Source organism: Erwinia oleae, assembly GCF_000770305.1.
Classification (GTDB): domain Bacteria; phylum Pseudomonadota; class Gammaproteobacteria; order Enterobacterales; family Enterobacteriaceae; genus Erwinia; species Erwinia oleae.
This window is the reverse complement of sequence record NZ_JNVB01000008.1, coordinates 26,401-44,216: the sequence shown is the minus strand read 5'-3', so window position 1 is coordinate 44,216 and position 17,816 is coordinate 26,401. Positions and strand designations below refer to the sequence as shown.

General features: G+C 52.7%; 21 protein-coding genes. 11 read left to right on the top strand and 10 right to left on the bottom strand.

The window, feature by feature from the left end; translation table 11 throughout:
* Positions 1-14: 14 nt before the first annotated feature.
* Both GS12_RS04345 and GS12_RS04340 read right to left on the bottom strand, forming a co-directional pair.
* Positions 15-1,547: an MFS transporter gene (locus tag GS12_RS04345; RefSeq protein WP_034944278.1), complete on the bottom strand. Its 1,533-nt coding sequence runs from the start codon at positions 1,545-1,547 to the stop codon at positions 15-17.
* A gap of 175 nt (positions 1,548-1,722) precedes the next feature.
* Entirely contained in the window at positions 1,723-2,049 is a 327-nt protein-coding gene (locus tag GS12_RS04340; protein ID WP_034944333.1) for a YnfA family protein, read from the bottom strand.
* 143 nt (positions 2,050-2,192) lie between these two features.
* Between GS12_RS04340 and GS12_RS04335 the strand changes: the two genes are divergently transcribed.
* A complete protein-coding gene (locus GS12_RS04335) occupies positions 2,193-2,540 on the top strand; it encodes a DUF1283 family protein (RefSeq protein WP_082212632.1) in 348 nt (115 codons plus the stop codon).
* Positions 2,541-2,589: 49 nt separating this feature from the next.
* Complete coding sequence (locus GS12_RS04330; protein WP_034914732.1) at positions 2,590-2,886, top strand: DUF1161 domain-containing protein; 297 nt, start codon at positions 2,590-2,592, stop codon at positions 2,884-2,886.
* A 32-nt stretch (positions 2,887-2,918) separates the two neighbouring features.
* Here the strand turns inward: GS12_RS04330 and GS12_RS04325 are convergent, their stop codons facing one another.
* Entirely contained in the window at positions 2,919-4,376 is a 1,458-nt protein-coding gene (locus GS12_RS04325) for an MDR family MFS transporter (RefSeq protein ID WP_034944275.1), read from the bottom strand.
* Between the two features lie 383 nt (positions 4,377-4,759).
* Between GS12_RS04325 and osmY the strand changes: the two genes are divergently transcribed.
* From osmY to osmV, 4 genes are read left to right on the top strand one after another with little or no spacing between them, the layout of a single operon-like run.
* The gene (osmY, locus tag GS12_RS04320) at positions 4,760-5,476 is read left to right on the top strand and encodes an osmoprotectant ABC transporter permease OsmY (protein ID WP_034944272.1); all 717 of its coding nucleotides are present in this window, start codon (positions 4,760-4,762) and stop codon (positions 5,474-5,476) included.
* Between the two features lie 18 nt (positions 5,477-5,494).
* Positions 5,495-6,436, top strand: coding sequence for a glycine betaine ABC transporter substrate-binding protein (locus GS12_RS04315; protein WP_034944270.1), 942 nt, complete (start codon positions 5,495-5,497; stop codon positions 6,434-6,436).
* 9 nt (positions 6,437-6,445) lie between these two features.
* Positions 6,446-7,093: an osmoprotectant ABC transporter permease OsmW gene (gene osmW, locus GS12_RS04310; RefSeq protein WP_034914724.1), complete on the top strand. Its 648-nt coding sequence runs from the start codon at positions 6,446-6,448 to the stop codon at positions 7,091-7,093.
* Entirely contained in the window at positions 7,093-8,226 is a 1,134-nt protein-coding gene (gene osmV, locus GS12_RS04305; protein ID WP_034914722.1) for an osmoprotectant ABC transporter ATP-binding protein OsmV, read from the top strand. Before osmW ends, osmV begins: the two co-directional genes overlap by 1 nt.
* 43 nt (positions 8,227-8,269) lie before the next feature.
* Here osmV and bioD read toward each other — a convergent pair whose 3' ends face one another.
* From bioD to GS12_RS04290, 3 genes are all read right to left on the bottom strand, one after another.
* Positions 8,270-8,935 (bottom strand): dethiobiotin synthase, encoded by a 666-nt coding sequence (gene bioD, locus GS12_RS04300; protein WP_034914721.1) that lies wholly within the window; start codon positions 8,933-8,935, stop codon positions 8,270-8,272.
* Positions 8,936-9,087: 152 nt separating this feature from the next.
* A complete protein-coding gene (locus GS12_RS04295; RefSeq protein WP_034944267.1) occupies positions 9,088-9,519 on the bottom strand; it encodes a carboxymuconolactone decarboxylase family protein in 432 nt (143 codons plus the stop codon).
* Between the two features lie 141 nt (positions 9,520-9,660).
* Entirely contained in the window at positions 9,661-10,551 is an 891-nt protein-coding gene (locus GS12_RS04290) for an alpha/beta fold hydrolase (protein WP_034944264.1), read from the bottom strand.
* Between the two features lie 81 nt (positions 10,552-10,632).
* Here GS12_RS04290 and GS12_RS04285 point away from each other — a divergent pair, with 81 nt between their 5' ends.
* Positions 10,633-10,989, top strand: coding sequence for a MerR family transcriptional regulator (locus GS12_RS04285; RefSeq protein ID WP_034944332.1), 357 nt, complete (start codon positions 10,633-10,635; stop codon positions 10,987-10,989).
* Positions 10,990-10,994: 5 nt separating this feature from the next.
* Here GS12_RS04285 and mlc read toward each other — a convergent pair whose 3' ends face one another.
* Positions 10,995-12,212, bottom strand: coding sequence for a sugar metabolism global transcriptional regulator Mlc (gene mlc, locus GS12_RS04280; protein WP_034914713.1), 1,218 nt, complete (start codon positions 12,210-12,212; stop codon positions 10,995-10,997).
* Positions 12,213-12,336: 124 nt separating this feature from the next.
* Complete coding sequence (locus tag GS12_RS04275) at positions 12,337-13,230, bottom strand: LysR family transcriptional regulator (protein WP_034944261.1); 894 nt, start codon at positions 13,228-13,230, stop codon at positions 12,337-12,339.
* Positions 13,231-13,337: 107 nt separating this feature from the next.
* Between GS12_RS04275 and GS12_RS04270 the strand changes: the two genes are divergently transcribed.
* Positions 13,338-14,579 carry an MFS transporter gene (locus GS12_RS04270; protein WP_152601351.1) on the top strand — a complete coding sequence of 414 codons (1,242 nt, stop codon included), beginning with the start codon at positions 13,338-13,340 and terminating at the stop codon, positions 14,577-14,579.
* A gap of 34 nt (positions 14,580-14,613) precedes the next feature.
* Here GS12_RS04270 and msrA read toward each other — a convergent pair whose 3' ends face one another.
* A complete protein-coding gene (gene msrA / locus GS12_RS04265; RefSeq protein ID WP_034944242.1) occupies positions 14,614-15,147 on the bottom strand; it encodes a peptide-methionine (S)-S-oxide reductase MsrA in 534 nt (177 codons plus the stop codon).
* Positions 15,147-15,818 carry a TetR/AcrR family transcriptional regulator gene (locus GS12_RS04260; protein WP_034944331.1) on the bottom strand — a complete coding sequence of 224 codons (672 nt, stop codon included), beginning with the start codon at positions 15,816-15,818 and terminating at the stop codon, positions 15,147-15,149. The genes msrA and GS12_RS04260 overlap by 1 nt, the downstream gene beginning before the upstream one ends.
* A gap of 279 nt (positions 15,819-16,097) precedes the next feature.
* Between GS12_RS04260 and bhsA (GS12_RS04255) the strand changes: the two genes are divergently transcribed.
* The 3 genes from bhsA (GS12_RS04255) to GS12_RS04245 all read left to right on the top strand — a co-directional run bounded on the left by bhsA (GS12_RS04255) (position 16,098) and on the right by GS12_RS04245 (position 17,696).
* A complete protein-coding gene (gene bhsA, locus GS12_RS04255; RefSeq protein WP_034944239.1) occupies positions 16,098-16,352 on the top strand; it encodes a multiple stress resistance protein BhsA in 255 nt (84 codons plus the stop codon).
* A 52-nt stretch (positions 16,353-16,404) separates the two neighbouring features.
* The gene (gene bhsA, locus GS12_RS04250) at positions 16,405-16,662 is read left to right on the top strand and encodes a multiple stress resistance protein BhsA (protein WP_034944236.1); all 258 of its coding nucleotides are present in this window, start codon (positions 16,405-16,407) and stop codon (positions 16,660-16,662) included.
* A gap of 632 nt (positions 16,663-17,294) precedes the next feature.
* Positions 17,295-17,696: an H-NS family histone-like protein gene (locus tag GS12_RS04245; protein ID WP_034914701.1), complete on the top strand. Its 402-nt coding sequence runs from the start codon at positions 17,295-17,297 to the stop codon at positions 17,694-17,696.
* The last annotated feature ends 120 nt before the right edge of the window (positions 17,697-17,816 follow it).

Below are 17,816 nucleotides of genomic sequence, written 5' to 3'. Positions count from 1 at the left end.
CTGGCCGCCGGACGTCATTTATGCGGCGTTAAATGTTGCCCAGGCTGGGTAAATTCCGCGTAGAGTTTATCGTAACTGTGCCCGGTCAGATCCTCCACTACTTTTCTTATTTCTGGCGCTGCGTGACGTTCCGCACCGCTTATTTTTAACCGATCCACCTCATCAACAAATATTTTATGCGTCTGCTTATTCAGATGAAAACTTAATGCCTGCCAGAGTGCGAGAAGCAGTAACCCTGCCGTGCCCGCAAATAACATAATGGCGATGGTCTGCACGGCGCTTTCAGGCTGCGTCTGACTGCCCTTTATAAATCCTCCCGCCTGAAGCAGCATGCCAACCATAAAGGTGGCAACAGCTATCGTCGTTTTACGTGAGAAGGTCATGACGGCTGCAAATAAGCCTTCGCGGCGTTGGCGGGTGATTAATTCGTCAATATCCGGAATAAACGGAAATACGTTCCAGGGCGTGAATTCAAGCACGCAACGCCCGACCTGATAAAGCACCGCCAGGACAACTAAAAGCGCAACGTTATAGTCGCCCGGAAACTGATAAACCATCAACAAACCCACCAGACACAGCAGCATCAGACTGTAGGCAAACGTATAAAGACGTGCTGGCCCGTATCTGATGATCGCCACGCCTGCCAGCAGCGTCACCGGGAGCCCGACAATACTCATCGAGAGCAGCGTTCCCGCCAGCGCAGCAGAAATGTTCAGGCAGTAGACGCAGAAAAAAACAAACACCGTGTTGTAAATATCTTTCGCGGTAAATGAGAGAAGGTAAATGGCCAGATGCTTGCGGAACGCACGAACCCGAAGCGTTGAGGCATATTCCTTAAACAGCGCGAGCACAGAGACAAGTCTTTCCACAAGCGTGGCCTGCGGCACGACACGTTCCAACTCTGCCAGCATCTCCGGCGTTAACTCGCGCTCCCAGGTGACCTTCCAGGAAATAAAGACGCACACCATAAACAGGACGGCGAAAACAATACCGTTGATTAAATACGCATGAGGATTGTCCTCGCCGAAATGATGAATCAGTAAACCGGGAATAAAGGTGGCCAGAAAAGTGCCTGATGCCGACAGGAACATGCGGCATGTCGAGAGTTTTGTCCGTGAATTAAAATCTCGGGTCATTTCCGACGGCAACGTTTCCCAGGGAATAAGCACCATCGCGGCGATAATTTCAAAAGCAAGATAGACGGTAAGGTAAAAACCGTAGCTCATGCCATTAACCCATAACAGGGCATAAACCAGCATCAGCGGCGCGCCCGCCAGTAAAAAGAAACGGCGTCTGCCAAATTTTTTGCCGAAATATGTTTTATAAAAGTGGTCAGTGATGCTGCCCATAAATAAGCTGACAACCGCATCCACAATACGGGCAATCGCCACGATGGAAGCCGCCTGCATCGGCGTCAGGCCAACCCAGGTGGTGTAAAAAAACAATAACCACGCGCCGATAACGGTAAAGGCGCCTCCGCCCATAATATCCGTAACACCATAACCCAAACTGACAGGGATGGTGATTTTCCTGTTCTTTTGTGACATAGGATGACCCTTCCGTGGCTGCCAGAGAAGATCGAGGCCTCTCTGACAATTAAGATCCGATATGGTTGACGACCGCGTCATTCACGTTCGCGGCACCTACCATACAAGTATCTTAAAGGCCGTATTGGAAGTTAAATCACATTTTCAAAAAGCATCTGGTTTCGGCTTTATACCGCTAGCCTCTTTCCCATCCCGCGACCATGATCAGCATCCCACAGAACGCGACGGCAGCGCCCAGCCAGTCGTAATAGCTGAGTTTTACGCCATCCACAAAACGGAGCCAGAGCAGCGCCGTTACCACATACACGCCGCCATAGGCGGCATATACCCGGCCGCTGGCGGCGGGATGGAGCGTCAGCAGCCAGGCGAACAGCGCCAGGCTGGCGGCCGCAGGTATCAGCAGCATCACGCTCCCCTGTTTTTTCAGCCAGAGCCACGGCAGAAAACAGCCGATAATTTCAGCCAGCGCGGTAATAAAAAAAAGCAGCGTTGTTTTGAACAGCATAGAAATCTCTCTCAACCCTAAACGAGATGCGGGCGGCTGGTGAGCTATTTGCGGGTGATGATATACTACATAACGTGATCCATGCAGCCGCTCCGGCGGGCGTTGCATTTCAAACAAGAGAATTTACGGTGAAAACGATGATGACACACAAGCAAAAATGTATGGGCAAGGCTGCTCTGCTGCTGGTGCTTGCCGGTACGCTGTTCAGCATGAACGGTATCGCGCAGGCGCAAACCGATCGCCTGATTATTGATAACGGCAACAATGCGCTGAGCAACGAGCAGGCCCGGCAGGAAAAAGAGCAGTGGGATCAAACCCATATGCTACGCAGGAAGGTGAATACCCGCGTTGAAAAAGAGTTCGATAAGGCTGACCGCGCCTATGATAATCGCGATAGCTGTGAACAAAGCGCTAACGTAAACGCTTATTGGGAGCCAAACACGCTTCGCTGTCTGGATCGCCGCAGCGGTCGTCTGATCACGCCCTGATGATAAATGGCTGCTATAGTTATTCGCTGATACTAAGCAAAAGGATAAGATGATGAAAGGTTACAAGTGGGTTATCGCGCTGATTATTGCCTCTCCTCTCGCAGCCCAGGCATCTTGCGAATCGGTTAAGGCAGATATCAGCCAGAAAATCATTAATAACGGCGTGCCGGAATCGGGTTTCACCCTTGACGTTGTTCCCAACGATCAGGCTGACAGCGCAGGCGGCCAGGTGGTTGGTCACTGCGAAAATGATTCACAGAAAATCGTCTATAAACGCAACGGGGGCGAAAGCGAGCAGCCCGTACCGGCGAATGCAGGTTCTTCCCAGGACTCGCCCTCTTCCTGATAATAAAGGCCGCTTTCGCGGCCTTTATTCATTTAGTCACCCGGCCTTTTAACCGGCAATGCGCGTGAAACTATCAGGCTGGCTGTCGCGATAATCACCGACACCGCAAATACCCAGTGCAGCGAAGCGGCAATCTGCCCCGTCACCTCCGCCAGCCCCTGCGCACCCATCGCTGCGCGCTCTGCATGCGACATCACCTGCTGCACCGGATCCTGCCTGTCAGGCAGGCGGATCAGAAGATTATAATTCAGCACCGCGCCCATCACTGCCGTGCCCAGCGCGGAACCCAACAGGCGGCTGAACATAATTGACGCCGTGCAGATCCCACGTATCGAATGATGCGCTGAATTCTGTACCGAGATCAGGAAGGTGGTGCTGGTCATTCCCATACCGCTGCCAATTACAAAGGCGGTCAGACCGGACTGGAAAATCGAACTGTGGCTGTTTAACAGCAATAACAGCCCGGTGCCGATAATCAGCAATAACGAGCCGGTCTGCGCGGTGAAACGGTAAGAGGTTCGATGCATCAACCGACCGCTGAAGGTGCTGGCAAGCGGCCAGCCAATCGACATCATAGCCAGGGCACTGCCGGCCTGAAGCGGCGTTCCGCCGTTTACGCCCTGAATCCACGTGGGTAAAAAAGCGCTGATGCCCATCATTGCCGCGCCGATAGCCAGGTTCCCCATATTGCCTGCCAGCAGCGTTCTGCTTTGCCAGATGGCATGCGGGAACAGCGGTTCCGGCGCGTGCTTTTCATGGCGTACCAGCGCCCAGCCGGCGAGCGCCGCCAGTACAAAGAGACACAAAGACCACCAGCCTGGCTCCTGCGCCTGTAACAGCGCGGCAAGCAGCGCCGTCACCGACAGCATCATCAAACCGCTTCCTGCCAGGTTCAGACGTTGCTGCTGATGGTGGCCCGGTTCGCTAAACCAGCGTGCCAGCATCAGCATGGAAACGATGCCGATGGGCACGTTAACCCAGAAGATCGCCGCCCAGTTAAGGTGCTGCACAATCCACGCGCCGCTGAGCGGGCCAACGATTGCTGACACGCCCCACACGCTGGAAAGCCAGCCCTGTATAGAGGCTCGCTCTTCGGGCCGATAAACATCGGCAACAATGGTGGCGGTCAGCGGCATGATTGCGCCCGCTCCCAGCCCCTGCACGGCGCGGAACAGGATCAGCCACTGCATGCCCGGCGCGAAGCCACACAGTACCGAGCCCAGTAAAAAGAGTGAAGTGCCGATAAAAAAGACCCGTTTGCGTCCCCAGATATCGGCCAGCCGCCCATAGATCGGTACGCTTACTGCCTGCGTCAGCAGGTAAATCGAAAATACCCAGCTAAACTGCGCAAATCCTCCCAGCTCAGCAACAATGGTCGGCATCGCGGTGGCTACAATGGTGACTTCAATGGCGGCCATGAACATTGCCAGCATGCAGGCAATAAGAATCAGCGGGCGTCCGGCAACCGGCTCGTGCGTGCTTTCAGACATAGACGTGAATGCTTTCCTGTAACAACCGTGAATTTATCGATAACCGACGTAAAACCCTCAAAATGTGACGTTGTCACCGGTGACGCCAGAAATTCTCTTTTTTACCCTCAGACCTGTAATAAAGCGAGTTACAGCGCTTTAGTGCGAAAACTATCCTGCTGATTTTCCGCCTGAAACTGGCGGAACAGAGGGCACGCTGCTATAGAGTTTAAGGTACTTTTTGGTCATCTGGCGTTAAAAAACACCTGATGTATCTTTTTTAACCATTTTACCCGGCACAAACCAGGCGGATATCGCCTTATGCGCGATCGATGTTGTTGTGCTGTTTGTCACTATAACAAGGGCATGCCCGTATCCTGAAAAAACCAGGGAGAGTGAAACTTATGCAAAACGCGACGTTTTTACGGCGCACGGCACTGGCGGTACTATTCGTTATTGCCATTGTGGCGCTGCTGGTTTACGGCCTCGGCGTTGATACCATCAAAGCCCGCCAGGTCGATCTGATTTATCTGGGCAGGCAACATATGTTCCTGGTGTTCTGGTCGATGCTGTTTGCTTTGCTGGTCGGTATTCCCAGCGGCATCATCCTCAGCCGCCCTTTCGCCCGCCGCTGGGCGGAATACGTGATGCAAATTTTTAACGTCGGCAATACTTTGCCCCCGCTGGCGGTACTGGCGCTGGCGATGGTCATTATTGGTATTGGCGATCGGCCCGCGATTGTTGCGTTATTCCTGGCATCGTTGCTGCCGATTGTGCGAAACACCTATTCCGGGCTGTGCTCCGTTCCCTCCTCGCTGATCGAGGCGGCCAACGGCATCGGTATGACCAAAGGGCAACGGCTGCGTCAGGTGGAGCTTCCTAATGCCTGGCCGGTGATGCTCTCTGGTATCCGCGTGGCGATGGCGATAAACGTGGGCACCGCGCCGCTGGCGTTCCTGATCGGCGCGAGCAGCTTCGGTGAACTGATTTTCCCCGGCATCTATCTGAACGATTTCCCTACCCTGATCCTTGGCGCTGCCGCAACGGCACTTTTTGCGCTGATCCTCGATATGTTACTGGCCGGATTAGGTCGCCTGCTCAGCCCACACACGGCTGTATAAGAATTAAGGAGCAGACATATGGCTAAGGCCACACTCTTTACCCGCTGGGTGCGCAACACCGCGCTGGCATTAAGTGCGACGCTGGCGCTCAGCGCAGGCGCCGCTGCCGCCGACGCCGACGCCGGAAAACCTATCGTTTTTGCGACGAAAAGTTTTACCGAGCAGCACATTCTCTCGGCGATGACGACAATGTATCTGCGTAAAAAAGGCTTTCAGATTGAGCCGAAGACCAATATCGCCACCACCATTGGCCGTAACGCGATGATCAACAAGCAGGTTGATATGACCTGGGAATATACCGGTACGTCACTGATTATTTTCAACCATATCAACAAGCAAATGTCGCCGCAGGAAGCGTATGACACGGTGAAAAAACTGGACAGCAAACTGGGGCTGGTCTGGCTGAATCCGGCCCCGATGAACAACACTTACGCGTTCGCCATGCAGCGCAAACGCGCCGAGGCCGAGCATATCGAAACGATGTCCCAGCTGGTGGCGAAAGTGGAAGAGGTGCGTAAAAACGATCCGGATAATAACTGGTTGTTAGGCCTGGATCTGGAGTTTTCAGGACGCTCGGACGGCATGAAACCGCTGCAAAAAGCTTACAATATGCCGCTGGATCGCCCGCAAATCCGTCAGATGGATCCCGGCCTGGTGTATAACGCCATCCGCGACGGCTTCGTTGATGCAGGACTGGTTTACACCACCGACGGCCGCGTTAAGGGGTTCGATCTGAAGGTCTTAACAGACGACAAAGGCTTCTTTCCCAGCTATGCGGTTACGCCAGTGGTAACCAAAGCCACGCTGGACAGCCATCCCGGCCTGGAAGAGGCGCTGAACAGCCTGTCGCCGCTGATCACCGATGAAGCCATTACTGAAATGAATAAACGCGTTGATATCGACCATCAGTCTCCACAACAGGTGGCGAGCGATTTTCTGAAATCTAAAGGCTTGCTTTAAGGAGGCAGAATGGAAACTATTCACTACATGATTAACAACGCGGGCTACCTGGCCTCCCTGACGTTTCAGCATTTGTGGCTGGTGGGTCTGGCCGTGGGTCTGGCGATCGTCGTCGGCGTACCGCTCGGCATCATGATTGTGCGCTACAAATGGCTGGCAACGCCGATCCTCGGCCTCGCCACCATTGTGCTGACCATTCCGTCCATCGCCCTGTTTGGCCTGATGATCCCGCTGTTTTCGATGATCGGTCAGGGAATTGGCGTACTGCCCGCAGTTACCGCCGTATTCCTCTACTCCCTGCTGCCGATTGTGCGCAATACGCACACCGCACTGGAAAATCTGCCGGGCGGCCTGCGCGAAGCCGGACGCGGCATTGGTATGACGTTCTGGCAGCGTCTGCGCTGGGTTGAGATCCCGATGGCGCTGCCGGTCATTTTTGGCGGCATCCGTACCGCCGTGGTGATGAACGTTGGCGTCATGGCCATTGCCGCCGTCATCGGCGCGGGCGGCCTCGGCCTGCTGCTGCTGGATGGCATCAGCGGCAGTGATATTCGCATGTTGATTGCAGGCGCGCTGATGATTTGCCTGCTGGCAATTATTCTCGACTGGCTGCTGCACCGTTTGCAGCTGGCGCTGACTCCTAAGGGGATTCGATAATGATAAAACTGGAAAACCTCACCAAAACCTTTACGCAGAAAGGCACCTCGTTTAACGCGGTGGACAACGTCAGCCTGAACGTGCCGGAAGGTGAAATGTGCGTGCTGCTTGGCCCGTCCGGCTGCGGCAAAACCACCACGTTGAAGATGATTAACCGTCTGATCCCCGCCAGCAGCGGCAAAATACTGATTAACGGTGAAGACACCAGCGGTATGGACACCGTGACGCTGCGGCGCAATATTGGTTATGTGATCCAGCAAATTGGTCTGTTTCCCAACATGACCATTGAAGAGAACATCACCGTTGTGCCACGCATGTTGGGCTGGGAGAAAAAGCGCTGTCGTGAGCGGGCCAGTGAATTGATGAGCATGGTCGCGCTCGATCCGACAAAATTCCTGCATCGCTATCCGCGTGAGCTCTCTGGCGGTCAGCAACAGCGTATCGGCGTAATCCGCGCCCTGGCAGCGGATCCACCGGTATTGCTGATGGATGAGCCGTTCGGGGCGGTCGATCCGATTAACCGCGAAGTCATTCAGAATGAATTTCTGGATATGCAACGCCAGCTGAAAAAAACGGTAATGCTGGTAAGCCATGATATCGATGAGGCGCTGAAGCTGGGCGATCGTATTGCAGTGTTTGGTCAGGGCAAAATTGTGCAGTGCGCCAGCCCGGACGAACTGCTGGCGAAACCGGCCAATGAGTTTGTCGGCTCGTTTGTCGGCCAGGACCGCACGTTGAAGCGCCTGCTGCTGGTTTCCGCGGGCGACGTTACCGATCAGCAGCCCACCATTACCGTCAGGCGTTCAACCCCGCTGGCGGAAGCCTTTGGCACGATGGACGATAACGATATGCGCTCGGTCACCGTGGTGGATGAAGACGGCAAGCCGCTGGGCTTTGTCAAACGCCGGGAAGCGCGTGGCGCCAGCGGGGAATGCAGCGAACTGCTGCATAAATTTACCGTTACCGGACGTGCAGAAGAGAACCTGCGCGTGGTGCTGTCAAAACTGTATGAGCACAATATGGTATGGATGCCGATTGTGGATGAGGAAGGTCGCTACAGCGGAGAGATTTCTCAGGACTATATCGCCAGCTATCTCAGTTCAGGTCGCACGCGCCGCGCGCTGAATCCCTGATACTACTTTACTCATATAATGGCACCTGTTGGGTGCCATTTTTTTAGCGCTTTATCGCGCTCAGATCGATATATTTCGCCAGATCGCGCGATTCAGCACGCGGCAGATAGGGCAATTCACCTAACAGCGGCGCATCAATTTTACAGCGTAAAACCTCAATGATTTCTGCGTAGTGCGCCAGCCCCGGATTGATACGATTCGCCACCCATCCCAGCAGCGGCAACCCATCGTTGGCTATCGCCTGCGCGGTCAGCAATGCATGGCTGATGCAACCCAGCTTGATACCGACCACCATCACCACCGGCAGTTTTTCATCCACTGCCCAGGCGGAGAGCGGACGTAGATCGTTCATCAGGCTGTGCCAGCCCCCGGTGCCTTCAACCACCACGTGATCGGCCTGCTCATGCAATGACATCAGACCTTCGCTCAATTTTGCATAGTCGACAGGCGTATCGCGGCTGGTACTGATCTCATCTTCCAGCAGCGTTATCGGATTGATCGCAGCATAAGGAAGCGCAATTGACGACGATTCCTGAAGGATCAGCGCATCTTTGTTGCGGATGCCCTCTTCCGTCTGCTGACTTCCTTTGGCGACGGGTTTATAGCCGACGGTACGCTTATTGCCTTCTGCCAGTTTTTGTAACAGGGCGCGGCTGATCACCGTTTTTCCCACTTCAGTATCGGTACCGGTAATAAACAAACGTTTCATGCTGTCCCACCCCACTGGCCACCATCGGCCAAAAAAAAACAAAAATCACTGAGGCAGAAATAGTAGGACAGCATGAGCATGGGCAGCTTGCGTTAGCGCAAGATTTTGTCATAACAAAGTTGCGTCGCTATTTTGTTAATACGCGCGCTAATCTATTGCCTCATGCCGATGGCAAGTCGGTTAAACGCTGACATCAGGGAAATGGCAAAGGTCAGGTCGGAAATTTCACTATCAGAAAAAAAGGCATGAAGTGGTGCAAAATATTCATCAGCCGCGAAGGATTTATCGACATTGACCAGCGCTTCAGTCCACTGTAAAGCCGCTTTCTCTTTCTCAACAAAGTGATTACTGACCCGCCATCCCGCAAGCGCGTCAATTTTGGCATTGTCGACGCCCGCTGCGCGCAGGGACTTTGCATGCATTTCAAGGCAGAACGCACACCCGTTTATTTGTGAAACCCGTAGATAAACAAGCTCAATAAGTGTTTTCCCCAGGGAACTTTTCTCTAATGCTTTTTTTGTAGCAGACAATCCCATGTATGCATCGTGAGATAGGGTGAAATAAGGCAGACGAAGAGAGGTCATCAGATATTCCGTCAAAGAGGGTGAGCATAAAAGAATATCAGTCCGGCAACGCACCATTTTCTTTTCAGTGCTGCCAGACGACTAAAATTTTATGCGACGCATTGATCAAGAGAACGTCTTCGCCAGCTCAGCGCACCGTAATTAATGAAGTTGAGCAGCAAATTCGGCTAAATCGCGGTTGAACCTTGAGGGTTCTTCATTAAACGGCGCATGTCCGGAATCAGCATATATCAGTGAGCGTATCTGCGGGTTAATACTTTTGGCCCGTGCCAGAGAGGTCTGCGGGTTAACCAGTGCATCATACTTGCCATAAATAAAGAGTAACGGAACACGGGCGGAGCCGAGCCCCTGTTCAAGGGGAATACGCATACCCGGCACCGCGCGCTGCATTGACCAGGAGGCCATCGCGGCGCTGGCGATAAGTTGTTCAAACGTGCGGCTGTCCGGCTGCTGGTGAAAACACAACCTGAGAAAGTCGCGCTCTCCATTGAGATGCGTTTTCAACTCTGCTGATGTCATGCCTTCATAGACGACCGGATGCGCCGGGATTAGCACTGGCGTTAACTCAACCACGCCATCGACGTACATGGCTCCCCGGATTTGACGATCGCCATAGGCAGCCAGATATTGGGTGATAACCGCCCCGCCGAGAGACCAGCCAACCAGCAGCGGCCTGGCTGCATGACTTCCTTCAATGACCGTTGCAAGATCCTCCGCCCAGCGTTTGCCTTCCCGGTACGCAGAATCCTGTTCCGGTTTGCCGGAAAGACCATGTCCTCTTAAATCATACGTAATCAGCCGCAAATGCTTTAGTTGGTCATCCTGTAATTGATTTTCCCAGTTCAGGTGGCTCCCCAGTAATCCGTGGATAAGAATGACGGGCGTGCCGTCAGGATCCCCCGCTTCCTGTACCGCCAGCCGGGTGCCGTCAGGCGCGGTCAGAAAGTAACTCTTTTGTGCTGCATAAAGATGCAGAGAAAACATCAGCAGAAAAACCGATAGCAAGAAGCGGGAAGCGCGAAATAACAGCATGATAAACTCCTCAGTAAGTCATTTCAGGCTATGCTGCACCCTGACATTAATGTCAGGGTCAAGAGAAAAGAAGGCGATAAGATGGATTTATCTATTGGCGAAGTATCAGAACGGTCAGAGGTCAGCGTGCGGGCAATCCGTCATTACGATAAACACGGGCTTGTTACGTCAATACGTGGCAGTAATGGTTATCGTTACTTTAACGATCAGTCGGTTACCGAGGTTCGCCAGATTCGCCGTTTAATCGCCGCAGGGTTTACCCTCTCTGAAATCTGTGGTTTTCCTGCCTGTATGCGTGCCAGGGAAGAGGCTGAATTTTGCCCGGAAACACAGGCCGCACTTTTGAGGCACCTTGCTGAGGTTGAAAAACATATTTGTGCACTCGAAACACAACGGGCGGAGTTGGTAAAAGCACTGAGCCAACAGAAGTGTCCCTGAGAGCATTACCCCTGGAGCAGCCTGACCAACAGCGTGCCGTTATAGAGCGCCTCTTTCACCAGCGCGGCGCCCGGCATGGTGCCGATATTGTAAAAATGCGTGGCTTCAACGGCGATCTGCTGGCTGTAAACGGGCAAAGACTGTCGGCGAATGCAGTCTGCGATAGCGGGGTAGAGAATTTCGCTGGCCTGATTAAGCGGTGATCCAATCAGGATCTTTTGCGGATTAAAAAGGTTAACCATAATGGCCAGAATACGTCCGACATTATGTCCGACGCCGGTAATCACGTCTCTGGCAAGAAGATCGCCCGCCAGGGCAGCGTCACAGAGCGACTCGATGCTCAGCGGCAGATGATGAAGCGTGGATTGCGGCGAGGCAGGCAGCCGCTGCGCCGCCAGTTCCAACATGCTTTCGATACTGGCGACGGTTTCAAGGCAACCGTGATTGCCGCAATAGCACTGTTTGCCCCAGGCATCAATTTGCGTATGCCCTATTTCCACCAGCGTACTGCTGCCGCCGTGCAGCAGCCTGCCGCCGGTTATCACACCTGCGCCAACGTTATGATCGATAACAACCTGAATCACATCTTTTATATCGCGTGAGGCGCCAAACAGCGCTTCCGCCATCGTCCATGCACAAATATCATGCTGAATATAGACCGGCAGACCCGTGCGCTTCTCGAGCTCAGGGCCGAGCGGCATGGCATCTACCTGATAAAATGGCATCCGCTGGACAATGCCGGTTTTCGCATCAACAATGCCCGGCAAGGTGATAGCGATAGCAGTAAGCCGTTCAAGTTTGTTTTGATGGCGGACAAAAAAAGCGTCGATTTCAGCAATGATGCGGTTCAGTAGCGGCTTGTCATCGTTAACGGGAAGCGGGCGCAGCTCTTCCACCACCAGTTTGCTGCTAAGCTCGCGCAGAGCCAGCGTGATTTCGCCATTGCCGATACGCGCCGAGAGGAAATGCCAGGCGACGGTGTCGAGCGTTAATCCAATCGCGGGACGGCCGCGGCTGCCTGCATCCTGAAACTCCGTCTCCTGCACCAGATGCGCTTCCAGCATTTCGCGCACGATTTTTGTGATACTTGCGGGTGCAAGCTGGGCTTTTTTGGATAAATCAATGCGTGATACAGGCCCGAAGCGATCGATCAGGCGATAGACAGCACCTGCGTTAATTTGCTTGATCTGGTCGATGTGGCCTGGCTGACCGTCCGTTATCACACCCCTGCCTCCACTTATTTTCACGCTTCAAAATAAACCCTCAGACCATGGTGGAACAGTTAGCTGACCGCGTCAAATATTTGATTAGAAATGTGATTTACTGCACACAAAAAACCTTCTCCGTTCAGAAATCATTCGCCAGCAGCAGCGCTTTCATGTGTCGGATCGTTGCGCTCATCTCACGTCGCGTCGACCACACCAGCCACACTTCTGACCAGACGTCTTTTTCACGCAGCGGCAGCCAGCAGACATCATCCAGTCGGATGCGGCGAAATGAAGCGGGCAAAATGGAGACGCCCAGCCCTGTGGCGACCAGTCCGATAATCGTCATCGCCTCACCGACCTCCTGAGCAATATCCGGCACGATACCGTAACGTTGCAGCATGGCCAGCGTTTCTGAATAGAGCGCCGTGCCTACCTGGGGATCAAAAAAAACAAAAGGTTCGTTAGCCAGTTCGCTGACAGAAATACTCTCTTTGCCCGCCAGCCGGTGCGCACGATGAACCACGGCGCAAAGCGGCTCGCGCAGCATCAGCTGATGGTTGAGAACGTCAGGCAGCGGCGTATTGCGCATCACGCCCAGATCAAGCCGACCATCAAGCAGCGGCTCAAGCTGCTGCCGGGTATTGATCTCCTGCATCTGAATATGGACATGCGGATAGCGCTGGCGGAAGGTAAAGAGCGCATCAGACACCGTAGCGATAAAAGGCGCGGAAGAGGTAAAACCAATCCGCAATTCGCCCTGATGGCCGTGATGAATGCGTGACGCTTTATCGGCCGCCAGCGCCACACTCTGCATAATCTGGCGCGCATCATGCAGAAAGTGTTCTCCGGCGGGCGTGAGCTGCACGCTGCGATTGGTACGGGCAAACAGTCGGGCATCAAGCTGTTGCTCAAGCGCCTGGATTTGCTGGCTCAGAGGCGGCTGCGAGATATTAAGGCGTCGCGCGGCGCGGCCAAAATGCAGTTCTTCAGCGACGGCAATAAAATAACGGAGGTGGCGTAGCTCTATATTCATATTTTAAAAATATCATTTGAGATAATTAATATATTAGACATCATATTACTGCTTATTTACAGTAACCCTGCTGATTATTGTAAACAGGATTATGTGTGAATCGTTCAATGTCCGGCTCCGACGTGGAAGAAATAGTTCAACAACCTTCCGGAGCACACCCTGCTAAAAACCTCTATATCCGACGCGGTACCAGGCCCTTTATTCGGGTCACCTTCGCGCTTTTCTCTGCGGGACTGGCTACCTTTGCCTTACTTTATTGCGTGCAACCTATTCTGCCTGTCCTGTCGCAGGAGTTTGGCGTATCTCCTGCCGCCAGCAGCCTTTCGTTATCGGTTTCCACCGGCCTGCTGGCGCTGGGACTGCTGGTCACCGGGCCGCTTTCTGATGCCATCGGCAGAAAATCGGTGATGGTAACTGCGCTGCTGCTGGCGGCGGTCTGTACGTTGCTCTCAGCAACCATGACCAGCTGGCATGGTATTTTGATCATGCGAGCGCTGATCGGGCTTTCGCTCAGCGGCGTGGCGGCGGTGGGCATGACCTATCTCAGTGAAGAGATGCACCCTGGCGTTATCGCTTTTTCGATGGGGCTTTATATCAGCGGCAACTCTATCGGCGGCATGAGTGGACGTCTGCTGAGTGGCGTGATCACCGATTTCAGTTCATGGCGCGTGGCGGTGATGGCCATCGGCTGTTTCGCGCTGGCGGCGGCGCTGATGTTCTGGAAAATTCTCCCGCCTTCACGCCATTTTCGCCCGATTTCGCTGAAGCCACGCAGCCTGGCGATCAATTTCCGTTTGCACTGGCGTGACAGCGGCCTGCCGTTGCTGTTTGCGGAGGGTTTCCTGCTGATGGGCGCCTTTGTGACGTTGTTCAATTATATTGGCTATCGCCTGCTGGCGGCGCCGTTCTCTCTTAGTCAGGCGACGGTCGGCCTGCTGTCGGTAGTCTATCTGACCGGCACATGGAGCTCACCGAAAGCGGGCGCGATGACCGCGAAATATGGCAGAGCACGCGTGCTGCTCTTCTCGACCGCCCTGATGCTGGCGGGGCTGCTGATCACCCTGTTCAACAATCTCTTACTGATTCTGCCAGGCATGATGCTGTTTGCCGCAGGCTTCTTTGCCGCGCACTCTGTCGCCAGCGGCTGGATAGGCCCGCGCGCACGGCGTGCTAAAGGACAGGCTTCGTCGCTCTATTTGTTCAGCTACTACCTGGGCTCCAGCGTGGCGGGCACGCTGGGCGGCGTGTTCTGGCGGCAGTTTGGCTGGAATGGCATCAGTGCGTTTATCGGCCTGATGCTGGTCGTGGCGCTACTGGTGGCGCTTCGCTTGAAAAGTAAGGGGCTTTGAGCAAAAAAAAGCCTCCGGGCAGGAGGCTTTTACATCATGAGCGGGTGCGTTCCGCATAGCGCTTGCGTAATTTTTGCAGCTTGGGCGGGATAACGGCCAGACAGTAACGGTTCTCCTGTCCCTCACCTTCCCAGTAATTTTGATGATAATCCTCCGCCGGATACCACTCCGTCGCGGCTTCAATAGTCGTCACGATGGTTTCCTGATGATCGGCCTGCGCGCGAGCGATTGCCGCCTTCGCTTCAACCGCCTGCGATTCATTCAGCGGAAAAATAGCGGAGCGATACTGGGTACCGATATCATTGCCCTGCCGGTTTAACTGCGTCGGATCGTGTGTGGCAAAGCTGATATCCAGCAACTCACCATAACCGATCTTTTCAGGATCGAAGCCCAGCCGGATAGCTTCTGCATGGCCGGTTTCGCCGCTGCACACTTCACGATAGGTCGGACTGGCGGTGTGGCCACCAATGTATCCGCTTTCAACGGATTCAACGCCATTGATTTGCTTGAAAACCGCTTCGGTACACCAAAAGCAGCCTCCGGCGATGATTGCATATTCTGTGGTCATTAAGACTCCTTATCTGATGCGTGACGGGCAGTATGGCAGCCCAGGCGGCTGAGCACGGGCCATTGCAGCATAAGTGTATCAATAATGCTATTCAGCTCCGCACGCGTGGTGCCTGCGCGAGCGCGCACCGACATCCCCTGAAGAATACAACTAAGCCAGGCAGAGAGCGCATTGATATCCGTTTCAGCATCCAGCTCGCCGGTTTTCTGCCGCGCCAGCAGAAATGCCTTGAGATGATTTTCCTGGCTGAGCGACTGCTCATGAAGCATCTCAGCCACTTCTGTGGCGTCGGCGGAAAGCGCCGTCGAGGTGCAGATAAAAAAGCAGCCCGATGGCTTTTTACCGTCGGTAAAACAGACGGCGGTAGCACGAAAATAGTGTTCGATGCCCTCAGCCACGCTGCGTTCAGGACAGGCCAGTGCAGCTTTACGCTGCTCGCCAAACTTTTCATTATAGCGTTCGAGAACGGCGCGAAACATGCCCTGCTTATTGGTGAATTCGGCATAGAGCGTGGGTGCCTTAGCACCTGTTGCTTCCACAAGGTCGGATAATGAGGTGGCCTCATAGCCGTGTCGCCAGAACAGCTCCAGCGCCTTATCGATCGCCGCTTCGCGGTTAAACGTCTTAGGTCTTCCGCGGCTTTTTGCTGCACAAATTTCACCTTCAGTCATCACGTCTCCCGCCACTAGCGTTCCGGTAACCTGCTTAATACGATAAAAAAGCATGCGTTGGCATGCCGGGCGCAGTCCGTTGCACAGTAACCACGGTAACACAATTAAAATATAATTCACTAATAAAATAAATAATCAACATTATCAGTTAGTTATTTCATTTATTATCAATCATTAATAAATAGCATTGACGCGCTGAAATTCCCCGCGTAACATTAAGTTATCGATCGTTATTTAATACGATCTTGACAACCCTTTTACGATATTTCGAGGCGCATTATGAAACGTTACAGCATCCTGTTTACCACTTTACTCCTTACCGCTCTTTCTTCTTCAACCTTTGCTGCCGAGCTCATTGACAACGCGCCAGCGCATCAACAAGAGGTGGGCGTGATTTCCGTATCGGGAACGAATCTTTCTTCAATGGAATCACAACTGGCTGAAAAAGCAGACGCCACTGGTGCCAAATCTTTCCGAATCGTTTCCACTACCGGAAATAATCGCATGCACGCGACCGCTGCAATTTATCAATAATTACGCAGCGTGCGTAATTAAATATCAGTTCCCTACCCTTAAGGTAAATTTTATGAAAAACGTAACACGGTTAATCGTCTCCACAATATTTAGCGTGTTTGTTTTTAACGCTGCGGCGGCTGAGTTAGTGGTAAATACGCCCGTTGAACAACAACGTGCAGGCGTAATAAGTGCGACTGGCAGCAGCAGTCTTACCTCGCTGGAATCGCAACTGTCGACAAAAGCCGATCGCGCTGGCGCAAAGGCGTTCCGCATCGTTTCGACCTCTGGTCAGAACAATCTCCATGGCACCGCCATTATCTATAATTAACGCCCGCCTCAGCTGCCGTCAGTAATCCTCTGACGGCAGAGAGTTGAAAACGATAAACATATTCATCTCCCCTTCAGTCATTATTTCATCGCTTCGTTTCTTCAGTAGTAACACCCTTCAACCTGCCTGACCTTGTTCTTATATGAAGCGACTCTGTGTCTCATCAGGAGTATGAATTTAAAGCAACGGTATTATTAATAATATTAGTATGTTGTAACTAAAAAAGGATGATAACTTACCATCCTGATTGTCCCCGTCTTTTACTCGGCTTAACGAAGGAAGCGATAACGTAAATTTCTTTTATGACTATTCACGGCATGGTGTCGGATGAATCGAATGGTAATCGAACGCGGATTATTTGCCTTCCATCTTTCTTTATCGCGTTCAGTAACATGACTTACTCGCATCAACATTAAGCGCCGCCGTAAAACGGTACTTATCCGTTAAGATTTGTCTCAATAATGTAAATGTATTTACATCTGATGGTTGATCGTCTTCGCATAAAAAAAGAAAAACAGTGGTAATTGCGCATTATTTTATTAATTAGGTGTTTTTTACCGACGAATTTATCTGTACACTGGCCTTCGAATCGTACACTGATTAATTTTCAACCCAACACTACGGATTTCTTTATGAGCGAAACTCTGAAAGTATTAAATAACATTCGAACTCTTCGTGCACAGGCTCGTGAAGTTTCTTTAACTGAACTTGAAGAGATGCTGGAAAAACTCGAAGCCGTTGTTAACGAGCGTCGTGATTCGGAAGCGGCACTGGCTTCTGAAATCAAAGAAAAAGAAGAGAAGTTGGCTAAATATCGTCAAATGCTGCTCGACGACGGTATCGATCTTAGCGAACTGACTTCTGTTGATGCGGGTTCTGCTAAATCACGTTCCAAGCGTGCACCGCGTCCGGCAAAATACCAGTATAAAGACGAGAATGGCGAAACCAAATCATGGACCGGCCAGGGTCGTACGCCTGCAATTATTAAGCAGGCGCTTGACCAGGGTAAAAAACTGGAAGACTTCCTGATTTAATTTCTCCCGGCTGCGTCGGCCCCATTGGCGCAGCCAGCATCGTCTCCCCTGCTCTTATTAATTTTTCTTCTTTAATCATTAATGTCTTTGCTAATATAACGGATATCACTGCGAAGTATT